Raw genomic sequence first — 13541 nt, 5'->3', positions numbered from 1 at the left:
AATTTGGAATCATAATTAGGTAGTCATCACTAACCCCTCGATGAGCCCCTTATCTGGAGAGACAAAACCCGCAAAAGCCCTAGTAGGCGGACGCTACAAAATTATCAACCAACTGGGAGCTGGTGGGTTTGGTCGAACTTTCCTGGCACAAGATATACATTTGCCAAATCAACCCCAATGTGTGGTTAAACATCTTTTGCCCCAAACCGAACAGACGGCAACGCTGCAAATGGCAAGACGCCTTTTCGATAGAGAAGCTCGATTTCTCTACCAGCTAGGTAATCATGACCAGATCCCCCGCCTACTGGCGCATTTTGAGGAAGATCAGCAGTTTTATCTGGTTCAGGAATTGATTGAAGGACAACCTTTGAATCGAGAACTTGTCAAGGGTCATCCGTGTTCACAAGAGCGAGTGATTGCTTTATTAATAGATATTCTACAGGTATTGGCCTTTGTCCATCAACAACAGATTATCCACCGGGATATTAAGCCCTCTAACCTGATCCGCCGCCAAGGGGACGACAAAATCGTGCTGATTGACTTTGGTGCTGTTAAGCAAGTCAGTAGCCAAAACATTAATCCTGAAACTGGGGAAACTCATTTAACGGTTTCTATAGGCACCCAGGGCTATATGCCCCATGAGCAATTGGCAGGAAGGCCCCGCTTTAGCAGTGATATCTATGCTGTCGGGATGGTTGGTATCCAGGCATTAACTGGGGTTCATCCCAAAAACTTGAAGGAAAATCCCACAACTAGTGAAATTGATTGGCAACACTACGCAAAGCAGGTTAGCCCAGAGTTGGCCCATATTCTTGACATTATGGTGCGCTATGATTTCCGTGACCGCTATCAGACAGCAGCTGAGGCTCTAGAGGTACTGGCTAGTTTACCAAGACAGCAACTGTTGTCATTAGCTGAGGAAGAAATCCCTACTCAGGAAATTACCGGTGAAAGCCAGTCTGGGATGGAACTCCCAATTCCCGACATTAGGAAGCTAGCAAACACTACAGTCCCCTCGTCAATGATCACCAGGAGTCAAAGTAGAACTACGCCTCAACTTGACATCACCGAACATTCGAGAGGTTCAGCAACTAACCGGACAACACTATCTATTCCGCAACGATTGGTGAAGTTGGGCTTAATTACTGTATCGATAACTATCTTGGGGGTGGGCTTGGTGCTGTTGAAAACTTTTCTATCTGCCCAAGCAACTGGTGAAAATACTGACTATAAGGCTGACTATATCACTGAATATAAGACTGACTATAGTACTGAGGCTAAGGTCACAGCGGAGCAACTTTTAGACGAAGCTGACCAATTGCGGAAATCTCGACAGTACCAGGAAGCTCTAAAACTATACGACCAAGCGATCGCTAAAAAAGCAGATTTTGCGGAAGCCTATTGGGGCAGATGCTACAGTCTGAATAAACTCCAACAGCCGGAGATGGCAGTTGTTGCTTGTAATGATGCCTTATATTTCAAACCTAACTACCCAGAAGCTGTGTGGAGCCTTGGTCAAGCCCTTGACCAACAGCAACGGTCTGTAGAAGCCCTCAGACTCTATAACCAAGCCCTTACCCTTAAGCCAGATTTAACGGAAGCTTGGCTTTCACAGGGAATAACCCTCCAAAAGTTGGGTCGTTCTGTTGAGGCGATTACGGCTTTGGAGAAAGCGATCGCACTTCAACGAGATTTGGCAGAGGCTTGGATGATTAAGGGGGAAGCTCAGATAACACTAGGACGCTTTAATCAGGCAATCACTTCTTTAAATAAGGCACTCCAGATTGAACCTAACCACCGGAATGCCCTGAAGCTACGTCAGCAGGCACGGAAGAAACTGAAACGCTAAATTCAGTAGTTCCAAAACTCGACTCTCGGACCATCTGCATCTGTAGTCCTACTTTTACGAATTGGTATTACTTTACCGAGTTGCCTACACTATCGATATTTTCTCTTAAGATTTGTTTTTCCAACAAGTTTAATAAAGGTCTAATAATTAAGAATTAACCATTAACAATAACAATTCCTAACAATTGCACAATAATTAACAATTAATAATTAACCTTAACAATTAACCAGTAACGATGAAAATGACCAATCACAGCAGGACTTGTTAAGTAATGTTACGGACTTTTGTTAAGGTGTATTGCAACTTGACCCCAAATATTAGGGAAGGTTCAGATGACAGGAAAGTCCGTGATAGGATTCATTCCGTAGCTTAAAAAACCATGGGAGAAAACATGCCAGCACTAAGGGTTGCAGTAGTTGGTTCGGGACCAGCAGGCTCTTCTGCTGCCGAGACGTTAGCTAAAGCAGGAATCGAAACCTATTTGTTTGAGCGTAAGCTGGACAATGCTAAGCCCTGTGGTGGTGCGATTCCACTATGTATGGTGAGTGAGTTTGACCTGCCACCAGAAATTATTGACCGGCAAGTGAGAAACATGAAGATGATCTCACCGTCTGATATTGAAGTTGATATCCATATAGAAAAGCAAAACGAATATATTGGAATGTGCCGTCGCGAGGTGCTTGATGGGTTCATGCGCAATCGTGCGGCTGAGTTGGGGGCTAACTTAATTAATGGCACCGTTTATAAACTCGATATTCCCACCAGTAACTCTCAACCCTATACCATCTATTATTCTGACCATTCTGATGGCAGTGTCAAGGGAACCCACAAAACCTTGAAAGTAGATGTGGTAATTGGAGCTGATGGGGCAAATTCCCGGGTTGCCAAAGCAATTGATGCTGGGGATTACAATTATGCGATCGCGTTCCAAGAGCGAATCAGTCTGCCAGATAACATGATGAATTACTACCAAGACCTGGCAGAAATGTATGTGGGTAATGATGTCTCTCCTGATTTCTACGCCTGGGTCTTCCCTAAATACGACCACGTTGCTGTTGGTACCGGCACTATGAGGGTCAACCAAGCCCTGATCAAAAAGCTACAAGCAGGGATTCGTGCCCGTGCGGCTAAGAAACTTGTGGGTGGGAAAATTATCAAAGTGGAAGCCCATCCGATTCCTGAGCATCCTAGACCTAGACGTGTAGTTGGTCGGGTAGCTTTGGTAGGTGATGCTGCTGGAACAGTCACTAAATCCTCTGGGGAAGGCATTTACTTTGCGGCTAAATCAGCTCGCATGTGTGCTGAAACCATTGTGGAAACCTCTAACAGCGGTAGCCGTATCCCCACAGAGAATGACCTCAAGCTTTACCTGAAGCGCTGGGATAAGAAATACGGCATGACCTACAAAGTCCTAGATATTCTACAACGAGTTTTCTATAACTCCGATGCTAGCCGGGAAGCCTTTGTAGAGATGTGCGCTGACAAGGATGTGCAGCGGCTGACCTTCGATAGCTATCTCTACAAAACCGTTGTACCTGCTAATCCTCTTATCCAAATGAAGATTACAGCGAAGACAATTGGTAGCTTGTTGCGGGGCAATGCCTTGGCTCCCTAGAAGTTGATTAATTTTTGATGAGATGTAGCCAACTGACTAACGGCGATAAAGCTTACCCCCGCCTTAAGGGCGGGGGCTTTCCCCTCTAGCTTCAGAAAATAGATTTGTAGTAGCTCTGACATCACCAAGTTCATCCTAGGCAGTCGCCGAATTCACTTCTAGGGTCTTTTCTGTATTAGGTAACTCTAAGCAATAACCTGCTCCATAAACCGTTTTGATGTACTTAGGATGGCGGGGATCAGGTTCTAGCTTGGTTCTCAGGTGACGAATATGCACTCGAATTGTTTCGATATCATCGTCAGGGTCATACCCCCAAACCTCTTTAAGGATTTCGCTGGGAGAAACAGTTTGACCATGCCGCTGCAGTAAACAGTGCAGTAGTTCAAACTCCAGATGGGTCAGTTTCACGGTTTTATCAAACCAAATCGCCTCAAACCTTTCTGGAACCAGGGTCAAAGGACCATAGTTCAGGATTTCTGTATGCTTAGCAGCTTGGGGAATTCGGTCTGTGCGCCGTAGTAATGCTCGCACTCGCGCCAGCATTTCTTCGAGTTCAAAGGGTTTGGTGAGATAATCATCGGCACCAGCATTAAAGCCTTCTACCTTATCTTGGGTTTGACCTAGGGCAGTCAACATCAATACTGGAATATCGGAAGTGCGTTCATCCCGACGTAATCGTTGGCAGACGGTGAAACCATCTACCTTGGGTAGCATCAAGTCTAGCATAATCAGGTCTGGCTGCAGTTGCAGAGCTAGAGCCTGACCCTTGATGCCATCCATTGCTTGACTAACATCGTAGCCAGCCATCTCCAAATTGATGGTGACTAATTCTGAAATTGCGGGGTCGTCATCGATGACCAGTATCCGGGGCATCACTAAGGAGTTGTTGCTAAGGTGTATCCGTTAACGTTCGATAAGAACTATTTTAGAATAGTAACAATACTTATACGATTATAAAGGCAGACTTTACGTTTGTTGTAAACAAAAGCTAATAAATTTTAAGATTTACTAATTTTCCGAGAAACTACCTGGATCTGAGTGCTAGAGTCATGAGTCCTGACTAGAAAGGATAAATTCCTGGTGCTTGCACTGTTGAAACTTGGCTATACTCTGCTAGTCAGGAGGGTTGAGCACTCAGCCCTCATAACTGTTTAGCTTGGGAACTAGTAGGGTAGCACTCAAGGTACCACCCTAGGGAAACTTAGGTCTGTTCAGGACTAATCAGTTTCACGTTTTTGGCTAAACCCAGCTGTTGTAGGAACTGAATCGTCATCCAAGTCAGGTCAATTTCCCACCATTTCATCCCATGCCTTGCAGAATACTGATAGGCATGGTGATTGTTGTGCCAGCCTTCGCCATAGGTTAGTAGGGCTACCCACCAGCAGTTTTTTGAGCAATCATTAGACTCATAGGTGCGATAACCAAATTTGTGAGTAGCACTGTTGACAAACCAGGTACAGTGAAACACCAGTACTAGCCGCACAAAAATCCCCCACACTACAAATGGCCAACCACCGATGGCATAGAGCAACAGTCCTAGAACCACTTGAACAAGCACAAAATACTTGTCCAAAAACTGATAAACCCGATCTCCAGAAATATCTTTAGTGAATTTAGAAATTTGCTCATCAGCAGGAATTTTATGCAACATCCAAGCCATGTGACTCCACCAAAAGCCTTGATGGGAGTCATGAGGATCCGGTTGGGTGTCAGAGTGCAAATGATGGATGCGATGTAGTCCTACCCAATGGATCACTCCTCCTTGACAGGAAATGGTACCACAGAAAACTAGGAAGTATTCTAACCACTTGGGTGTCTGAAAACTGCGGTGGGTCACTAAGCGATGCCATCCCAGAGTTACCCCCAAGCCCCCTGTCACCCAGTGGAAAAAGATCATTAAGCCTACTGCTGTCCAGTTAAAGTTGCTCGGAAGTAAGGCAAACAGCGCTGTTAGGTGAATAAAGGCCATATAGGTAATAACGACCCAATCTAAACGATGATTATCTGAAGTAGCAATTGTCATGCAGTAAGTCTAATAGGATACAAATTGTAATAACCCGCTCTCTTTGATCTAAAATTTCGAGGCGCGAATTTTGGGAATGAACAGCTCTCAAAGGCTGCAAGCAGCAGAAAAAGCACTATTTCCGATCTTTTATGGTATTGACACCGCCGTCAAGCAAAATCTCAAAAAGGTACTGAATTCTTTTCGAGCACATCGTGTAGGAGTGCATCACTTTGCTAGTGTTTCAGGCTATGGACATGATGATTTAGGACGGAAAACTCTCGATCAGGTATTTGCTGATGTCATGGGAGCTGAATCTGCGGCTGTTCGCGTACAATTTGTATCCGGAACCCATGCGATCGCATCTTGCCTGTTTGGGGTATTGCGTCCTTCGGATGAAATGCTAGCGATTGCCGGTGCCCCTTACGATACCTTGGAAGAGGTGATTGGTTTACGAGGTGATGGTCAAGGTTCCCTACTAGAATTTGGGATTCGTTACCGCCAGTTGTCCCTAACTAGTGAGGGAAGTTTAGATTGGTCAGCCTTGGCAACAGCGGTAGGAGAGAATACCCGCCTGGTTTTCATTCAGCGTTCCTGTGGGTATTCTTGGCGAAAGAGTCTTTCTATATCAGAAATCGAAAAAATTGTCAAGCTTGTCAAACAACAAAATCCTGATACTATCTGTTTTGTCGATAACTGTTACGGGGAATTTGTAGAAGAGCGAGAACCAACAGCAGTAGGAGCAGATTTGATGGCGGGTTCCTTGATTAAAAATCCTGGGGGAACGATTGCTACTGCTGGAGGCTATGTCGCTGGAAAAGCTGACTTAGTTGAAGCGGCGACCTGTCGTCTGACTGCTCCAGGGATTGGTAGTTCAGGTGGGGCGACTTTCGATCAGAATCGATTGCTGTTTCAAGGATTATTCCTAGCTCCCCAAATGGTTGGTGAAGCCCTCAAAGGGAGTCATTTAATCGCTCATACTCTTTCAGAACTGGGTTATCCTGTCAATCCCCCACCGATGGTACCCCGTCGGGATGTGATTCAAGCAGTTGAGTTGGGTTCACCGGAAAAATTAATCGCTTTCTGTCGAGGGATACAACGGCATTCCCCGATAGGTTCCTACCTCGACCCTGTGCCAGCAGCAATGCCGGGTTATGAGAGTCAGTTAGTTATGGCTGGGGGGACTTTTATTGATGGCAGTACTTCAGAATTTTCTGCAGATGGTCCTTTAAAGGAGCCTTATATTGTGTTTTGTCAGGGCGGAACCCATTGGACTCATATTGCGATCGCATTAGAAGCTGCCATTGAAGCAATCGGAATAGCTGATAGCTGATAGCTGTTGGCGTAGCCTGCACGTAGCGCATATGATTCTTGTCGCTAGTCTTATCCATAGTTAAATTACTATAGCACTATCGTTCTAAATCCTTGATCACTTTCTCCCAATACCACTTTTCTGGCATTCCTGGGTATTTTCCTTTAGCCAAGTCAAGTAGGCGTGTTGCGATATCCGATTGTCCTCCTACCAGTCTCAGTAATCTTTGTTGCAACTCCCTACTAGGTTTAGTATTTGATGGTACTTGTGATTCTCGATTCCTCGACCCCTCGGTCAGTTGTAATGGCTGTAGCTGTTTGAGTTTATCGAGCAGTTTCCGATAATTAGTCCAGTCTTGTTGATCGAAATACAGGTTTGCCGCTTGTTGATAATCTTCAAATGCTCCCCGTAGATCCTCAAACTTTTCACGAGCGGTTGCCCGATAACGATATGATTGAGCATCATTGGGTTTAAGAGTAATAACTCGGGAATAATCTTCGATGGCTTGCCGATAGTCTCCCATCTGGATATAGGCATTACCCCGATGAATCAAGACATCCCGATTTTCCGGATTGCTTTGTAGTAACTTGGTCAAGTCATCAATAGCTCCCCGGTAATCTCCCAGTTCAATGCGGACTAATCCTCGATGGTAACGGACCTGAGCATCTTGGGGATTTAGTTCCATAGCTTGACCAAGGTCTTGAATGGCTCTCCTGTAATCACGGAGTTTGCAGTGAACAATACCTCGATAGCAATAAGCTTGAGCATTTTTTGGGTCAACCTCAAGCAGCCAGTTGAAATCCTCCAAGGCTTCTCGGTATTTGCCTGTGTTAACTTTATTTATTGCTTGATGACAGAAATCTTTAGTCTGCGCTCCACCCAAAGCTAGTATTTGCTGTTGTTGAATTTGATTGATACTATCAAGACAACGACGACAATTTAATTTATCCTTTTGATCTAGGTAGAGCTGAGCTGCTTGTTTAAATGATGCGATCGCAGCCTGATTATCTCCTAACTTACGGTAGGCACTACCTTGAAGCTTACAAGCAGCAGGCTGGTTAGGATTAATTTTAAGTATTTGATTGGCATCTTCTATTGCTCCAGTGGCATCTCCCAGTGCCAATCGAGCCAAACCCCGCCCGAAATAAACTTCAATACTTTCAGAATTGATTTGTAAAGCCTTAGTATAATCAGCGATCGCCCCTTGTTTATCCCCTAAGTCAAAGCGAGCCATAGCTCGTTTATAGTAGGCTTCGGCGAAGTTCGGATTAATCTCTAAGGCTTTGTCAAATTCCTCAATTGCTTCGTTCAAGTCTCCTTGACGAATTTTATCTATTCCTCGGTAGTAAAACTCTGCTTCCATTGCTTCTGACTCTGAATCAACTACCATTCCTACTTTAGTTGGTTTATTATTGTTTTTTTTGTAATGTTGATGAGTAAAATTTGAGAAAATTCATGAGTTTCCCGGATGTGAGTAAAGTTTCCAACTTTCCCTATCTTCTCCATCTTGCTTCTCATTGGGGATCTGGAACTGTCCACCAAGCCAAAGCATAAGCTTGAGACGGCTGATTAACCTGTTGTTGATACTGAACCCGAATTTTGTAGCGACCCTGAGCAGGGACTTGGCAGAAAATATGTTCCACAGCATCCGCTTCACTGATAGAAGCACAGACACTTTTGGTAATGTCCTCTTCTCCCACTGGCATTAAATAGAGGTCAAGATTATTCAAACCGCGATCGCGAAAACTCTCCCCAAAATCATAAGCATCATTATTATTCTCATCCTCTAACTCCACCAAACGGTCCCAAGCCAGAGTCAAGGAGATAAAACTTCCTTCTGCTAGGGGTTTTGTCAACACATAGTCCCGATAAGATGATTTCTCCACAGCACGGTAATCCCAACCCACTGGTGGCACTCCAATGCCACTGGGACTCCATTGGCCTAGTTTAAATTGCTGGTAAGCTCGAAACCCATTTAGATGTCCTGTCCCCATCTGCATATCCAGAGGAATTTTAGGGTCTTGGTAAGCATCAGACTCTAACCAGTGGTGATTATCCTTTGCGCGAATCGTCCGACTCATCCCTAGTAGCATCCCATCACCGAGATCTTGGATTTTGTCAGCAGAATTAAGCAACACTGCCTTCATCACTTCATGGCGTCGGGAATCTGTACTCCAATTCATCCACAAGCGATGCAGCCCGGTATTGGGGGTTTCCGCCCTGAGGGACTGCATCAAGAATAGTTTTTGTTGTCTTGAGCGCAGCTTGCGCAAAGCGGAATCACCAAATTCCTGTAGCAATGCTACAGCACCAGTGATATGGGGAGCAGCAAAACTGGTACCACTGACCTGAGTCACTTTACCTTTGAGGTCATACAACGATATCTTGTTGCCAGGAGCTACCAAATTAATCGAGCGGCGGGAACCAACATTAATTTCTTGCCGAATCAGACGACGACCAATGCCAACTGGTAAAGCACTCAAGTTAGCAAAGTCTACCTTATTAAAAACTCCCTGACGCTTGGCTGTGTATGCTGCATTGATACCATTAAAATTATCTGTTGGGATCGGAATGCCCCCTTTCCCTTGGTTGCCAGCAATCACATACAAGACATCATGCACCCTAGCTGACCAATCGATACATAGAGTTAACAGCGCATTGCCATCCAGCACCGCTTCCTCCCTCGGGTCCCGCTGTAGGGATTCACCAAAACTAAAATTAATTGCCCGCACATCTGAGCCATTTTGCTGAGCAATATGCTGAGCCGCCAGGCACTCTTCTGGTTGTCCACTCCTAGACAGGGAGCCAACTGCTGAAGCGTAGAGTTTTGCATCAGGTGCTACTCCCCGCAAAGCTTTGTCTCGACTAACCATCACAGCTGCTACCATAGCCGCATGTTCATCAACATGGGTATTAGGTTTTGCGGGGGTGTTGCGATAAAATACTCCCGCAGGAGTTACTGTCCGATTCTTGATAGCGGCCTTATCCTTACCAAATAACCCAGGTCTACCAATTTCCACTTGCCCAATGGCAATTTTGCGACCGGTTAAATTATAGGGAGGTTGGTGTAACCGATAGACATTAATACCAGCTTCTGAGATTGATGTATCTAATCCCAAGGCTGGCGCGATTACCGCTGAGATACTTATACCACCCAATAGCCATACCAGTGTTTTTTGGATCGGAGTTTTCATAATTGTTTACACAGAGCGCGTTGATTGATGTCCCACTACTTAGCAATTTCCCAGACACTTCGCTAGATCTAGCTATAGCGTTTCTCATATTTGTGAGGTAAACAGGATTTTCTCCCTGTTCCCTCTTTTCCCCTCCTGGGAGGGGTTAGGGGCTCACAGGGGTAGGTTTTTTACATTTGGGTCGGGAGTCGGGAATCGGGAGTCGGGAATCGGGAGTCGGGAATCGGGAAAAGCGGGAAATGGGGAGAATTCTCCCGGAAACTATTGTGTAGTTTGATACATATTTTGAGGAATTTCTACGTAATCAAAGTACCTACTCGCCCCTTTGTAAAAAACCTACCCTTATGAGGGGGTTAGGGGTGGGTTCCTGTTCCCTGTTCCCTACTCCCTACTCCCTACTCCCTACTCCCTACTCCCTACTCCCTACTCCCTACTCCCTACTCCCTACTCCCTACTGCCGCGCACCCCCAAGGGAGGGGTACCTCACCCAATTGAGAATCCCTATAAAGTATTAAGCTGTGTTTAGATCGATGCAGTTCACTCCCATGAAACTACAACGGACAACTCTGATTTTAGTCATTTCTGCCATCCTCCTGGGGGGAGGTGTATATATTTATGAAATTCAGGGTTCTCAAAAGCGAGAAGCTGCTAAAACCCCTAAAAAACCTATATTTAATTTCACTCAAGACGAGATTCAATCGTTTACTGTTAATAGTGATGACAAGACGTTAGTATTTGAGCGAGCCAGTGAGCCAGAATCGGGTTGGCGGATGAAAAAGCCCAAAGAGGCGACAGCTAGTGATGCGGTTGTTTCCTTTTTGTTGAACTTGCTGGCTCAGGGGAAAAGCGATCGCATTCTGACGGTTAGCCCTGACCAACTTCCAGAGTATGGATTGGACAAGCCCTCAGCAACTATAACAGTGAAACTGAAAAATCAGGACAGTCCGAGGCTGATCTTAGGCAACTTGGACTTTACTCGCAGTTTCCTATATGCTCAAGTCTTACCACTGGATTCCAAATCTGAGCAGTCGGAGGTGCTGTTAGTACCAGTGGACTTTCAGTATGCGGTCTCACGCCCCCTCTCAGAATGGCTGGTTAATCAGGACAAGGCTGAAGAAGACAAGCCATCTGCTGCTGAAAAAACTGACTAGTACCAAATCGTAAGCATTCAGCAATCAGCTATCAGCTATCAGCTATCAGTTATCATCTATCAGCCTTTGGCCTTGGCTCACGGCTGAATGGTTACACCAAATCGACTTTGATAACCTAATTTTTTAGTTCTTGCGGATCTTCCCTTTGTTGTCTTATCAGTTTCTAACTATAGGTGAGGGTAATGGTGAGGGTAATACCCCTCATCCACAGAAGTTAGGTTCTCCGTAGTTTTGATAACAGCTTTGACAGTCAACCGAGGGGTCGCTAGAGTGAAAGTTATCTATACACACATTTTGTGCTCTTCTATTGATAAAGTTAGTTCTAGCAAATGCTAGCCGCAACATCAAATTGATTATTCTCCTAAAAGGATCTTAAACACTATGGATATCCTTCTTAGCATACTCGCCCCAATTGTTTTAGTAGCTTTTGGATACAGCGTCGGTACGACAAAAGTTGTCCAAGAGGGAAATGAAGCTCTAGTAGAACGCTTTGGTAAGTATCGTAAAAAACTAGAGCCTGGTCTTAACTTCAATGTAGTTCCATTTATAGACAAGATTGCCGTAGAAGATAGTACCCGTGAGCAGATTTTAGACATTGAACCCCAGCAGGCAATCACCAAAGATAACGTGCAGGTAGAAGTCGATGCCATCGTGTATTGGCAAATTTTAGATATGTACAAAGCTTATTATGCTGTAGACAATGTTCATGAGGCAATTGAAAATTTAGTTATGACTACCCTGCGTTCTACCATTGGTCAGTTGGAACTAGACGAGACTTATGCCTCTCGAGACAGAATCAATCAGACCTTACTACAACAACTAGATGATGCCTCTGCTGATTGGGGCGTCAAGGTCATGCGGGTTGAGGTGCAAGAGATTAAACCACCCCAGACCATTATCGATGCCCTAGAGAAGGAGCGAGCTGCTAAGAGTGAGAAACAAGCCAAAATTTTACAGGCTGAAGGTACAGTGGAGTCGATCCAAATGATCTCCAAAGCTCTTGAAGAGGAAGCTAATACTCAGAAAGTCCTACAGTTCTTGATCGCTCAACGCTATGTAGAAGCCAATGAAAAATTAGGTGAAAGCAGCAATTCTAAAGTCGTCTTTATGGATCCAAAAGCACTGAGCGAAGCTATGACTGATTTGCTTCAAACTGAATCTGTGGGTCATAGTAATTAGGGCATTGAAACTCTCGGGAAAAGCCCATCAAAGCATATGCGCTATGCCCATATCCTGATACGCGACACGCTAATAGCTGATACGCGACACGCTGATAGCTGATAGCTGACGGCTGAATCATTACACACGCCAAATCGCATCAGCAACACGGCAGACATCGAGGAGCTCGCTAACATCGTGTACCCGCAGGATGTCTGCTGAACCGGCAATGGCACTGCAACAAGCCGCAGCAGTTCCCCAAATTCGACCCTTGGGGTCTGGTTGATTGATGATGCGTCCAATAAAGCTTTTGCGAGATACTCCTACTAACATCGGTACACCAAGGGCATCAAACCTAGGGAGTTGCCGCAGAATCTCTACACTTTGCTCAGCGGTTTTGGCAAAACCAATGCCTGGGTCAATAATAATATGCGATCGCTTAATTCCTGCTGCGGTTGCGGCATTGACCTGATTCTCAATAAAACTATAGATTTCCCCGATTAAGTCTTTATAGTCAGTTCGTTTTTGCATGGAAACGGGGGTGCCTCGGATATGCATTAACACAATGGGTACCCCCAACTGGGCTACGACTGGCAACATGTCTGGGTCAAATGTGCCACCGGAAATATCATTGACCATATCGGCACCAGCTTCTACCGCAGCCTTGGCCACAGATGCTCTAGTGGTATCTACAGAAATCGGTATCTTCACCACTGAACGCATTGCCTTTACCACAGGCACAACTCGTTTCAGTTCTTCGGGTAGGGAAATTTGCTCGGCACCAGGTCGAGTCGATTGACCACCAATATCGATAATATCAGCACCAGCATCTACTAGAGCGTGAGCTTTCCTTAAGGCAGCTTCTGGGGTATAATATACTCCGCCATCACTAAAACTATCGGGGGTAACGTTCAAGATACCCATGATATAGGTTCGTTTGCCCCAGTGGAAAGAATAGTTCTGGATGGTTAATTTTCCTTTATCCATCACTATATAGATCATGGCTAATTGCAAATTTAAAATTGTCCATTGCAATTAACCAATCAACCAATTAACTAACTAACAATAAGCTAACTAACAATTAACAATTAACAATTAACAATTAACAATTAACAATTAGCCAATAACTAATTACAACTACTGATAATTGACAATCCTGGCAAAGCTCGCAGGTTCCAAGCTTCCTCCGCCCACCAGTACTCCATCAATTTCTGATTGAGCCATAATTTCATCAATATTATTGGGTTTGACGGAGCCACC

General features: G+C 44.9%; 12 protein-coding genes. 6 read left to right on the top strand and 6 right to left on the bottom strand.

What is annotated here, in order from left to right; genetic code table 11:
• Positions 1-40: 40 nt before the first annotated feature.
• Both F6K49_RS27925 and chlP read left to right on the top strand, forming a co-directional pair.
• Positions 41-1849 carry a serine/threonine-protein kinase gene (locus F6K49_RS27925; protein WP_075902086.1) on the top strand — a complete coding sequence of 603 codons (1809 nt, stop codon included), beginning with the start codon at positions 41-43 and terminating at the stop codon, positions 1847-1849.
• 391 nt (positions 1850-2240) lie between these two features.
• Positions 2241-3464: a geranylgeranyl reductase gene (gene chlP / locus F6K49_RS27920; RefSeq protein WP_075906354.1), complete on the top strand. Its 1224-nt coding sequence runs from the start codon at positions 2241-2243 to the stop codon at positions 3462-3464.
• A gap of 135 nt (positions 3465-3599) precedes the next feature.
• On the opposite strand, the gene F6K49_RS27915 is transcribed toward chlP, so the two are convergent.
• Entirely contained in the window at positions 3600-4337 is a 738-nt protein-coding gene (locus tag F6K49_RS27915; protein ID WP_070394338.1) for a response regulator transcription factor, read from the bottom strand.
• 328 nt (positions 4338-4665) lie between these two features.
• A complete protein-coding gene (locus tag F6K49_RS27910) occupies positions 4666-5487 on the bottom strand; it encodes a fatty acid desaturase (RefSeq protein WP_293021119.1) in 822 nt (273 codons plus the stop codon).
• Between the two features lie 76 nt (positions 5488-5563).
• On the opposite strand from F6K49_RS27910, the gene F6K49_RS27905 reads away from it, so the two are divergent.
• Positions 5564-6799, top strand: coding sequence for a methionine gamma-lyase family protein (locus tag F6K49_RS27905; protein WP_075902090.1), 1236 nt, complete (start codon positions 5564-5566; stop codon positions 6797-6799).
• 76 nt (positions 6800-6875) lie between these two features.
• Here the strand turns inward: F6K49_RS27905 and F6K49_RS27900 are convergent, their stop codons facing one another.
• Together F6K49_RS27900 and F6K49_RS27895 are read right to left on the bottom strand one after the other, a co-directional pair.
• Entirely contained in the window at positions 6876-8168 is a 1293-nt protein-coding gene (locus F6K49_RS27900) for a tetratricopeptide repeat protein (RefSeq protein WP_293021121.1), read from the bottom strand.
• 124 nt (positions 8169-8292) lie between these two features.
• Positions 8293-9972: a S8 family serine peptidase gene (locus F6K49_RS27895; RefSeq protein ID WP_293067738.1), complete on the bottom strand. Its 1680-nt coding sequence runs from the start codon at positions 9970-9972 to the stop codon at positions 8293-8295.
• A gap of 344 nt (positions 9973-10316) precedes the next feature.
• Here F6K49_RS27895 and F6K49_RS27890 point away from each other — a divergent pair, with 344 nt between their 5' ends.
• From F6K49_RS27890 to F6K49_RS27880, 3 genes are all read left to right on the top strand, one after another.
• Positions 10317-10487, top strand: coding sequence for a hypothetical protein (locus F6K49_RS27890; RefSeq protein ID WP_293067741.1), 171 nt, complete (start codon positions 10317-10319; stop codon positions 10485-10487).
• Between the two features lie 3 nt (positions 10488-10490).
• Positions 10491-11123, top strand: coding sequence for a DUF4340 domain-containing protein (locus F6K49_RS27885; RefSeq protein WP_293039727.1), 633 nt, complete (start codon positions 10491-10493; stop codon positions 11121-11123).
• Between the two features lie 381 nt (positions 11124-11504).
• On the top strand, positions 11505-12302 hold the full coding sequence (locus tag F6K49_RS27880; protein ID WP_293039721.1) for a stomatin-like protein: 798 nt from the start codon (positions 11505-11507) through the stop codon (positions 12300-12302).
• 120 nt (positions 12303-12422) lie between these two features.
• Here F6K49_RS27880 and folP read toward each other — a convergent pair whose 3' ends face one another.
• Both folP and F6K49_RS27870 read right to left on the bottom strand, forming a co-directional pair.
• Positions 12423-13283, bottom strand: a complete 861-nt coding sequence (gene folP / locus F6K49_RS27875) for a dihydropteroate synthase (RefSeq protein ID WP_293101835.1) — start codon at positions 13281-13283, stop codon at positions 12423-12425.
• A 135-nt stretch (positions 13284-13418) separates the two neighbouring features.
• The coding region (locus F6K49_RS27870) for a triose-phosphate isomerase (protein WP_293101840.1) at positions 13419-13541 on the bottom strand (123 nt) is incomplete at its 5' end.

Source organism: Moorena sp. SIO3I6 (assembly GCF_010672095.1).
The sequence above is the reverse complement of the archived record's forward strand: the minus strand, read 5'-3'. Positions and strand labels throughout refer to the sequence as shown.

What these genes read in the sequence shown, in the direction of transcription:
- F6K49_RS27890 (WP_293067741.1), top strand. Translation starts at nt 10,317, where the DNA reads ATGAGGGGGTTAGGGGTGGGTTCCTGTTCCCTGTTCCCTACTCCCTAC.
- F6K49_RS27925 (WP_075902086.1), top strand. Translation starts at nt 41, where the DNA reads ATGAGCCCCTTATCTGGAGAGACAAAACCCGCAAAAGCCCTAGTAGGC.
- F6K49_RS27895 (WP_293067738.1), bottom strand. Translation starts at nt 9,972, where the DNA reads ATGAAAACTCCGATCCAAAAAACACTGGTATGGCTATTGGGTGGTATA.
- F6K49_RS27880 (WP_293039721.1), top strand. Translation starts at nt 11,505, where the DNA reads ATGGATATCCTTCTTAGCATACTCGCCCCAATTGTTTTAGTAGCTTTT.
- F6K49_RS27905 (WP_075902090.1), top strand. Translation starts at nt 5,564, where the DNA reads ATGAACAGCTCTCAAAGGCTGCAAGCAGCAGAAAAAGCACTATTTCCG.
- F6K49_RS27900 (WP_293021121.1), bottom strand. Translation starts at nt 8,168, where the DNA reads ATGGTAGTTGATTCAGAGTCAGAAGCAATGGAAGCAGAGTTTTACTAC.
- folP (WP_293101835.1), bottom strand. Translation starts at nt 13,283, where the DNA reads ATGATCTATATAGTGATGGATAAAGGAAAATTAACCATCCAGAACTAT.
- chlP (WP_075906354.1), top strand. Translation starts at nt 2,241, where the DNA reads ATGCCAGCACTAAGGGTTGCAGTAGTTGGTTCGGGACCAGCAGGCTCT.
- F6K49_RS27915 (WP_070394338.1), bottom strand. Translation starts at nt 4,337, where the DNA reads ATGCCCCGGATACTGGTCATCGATGACGACCCCGCAATTTCAGAATTA.
- F6K49_RS27910 (WP_293021119.1), bottom strand. Translation starts at nt 5,487, where the DNA reads ATGACAATTGCTACTTCAGATAATCATCGTTTAGATTGGGTCGTTATT.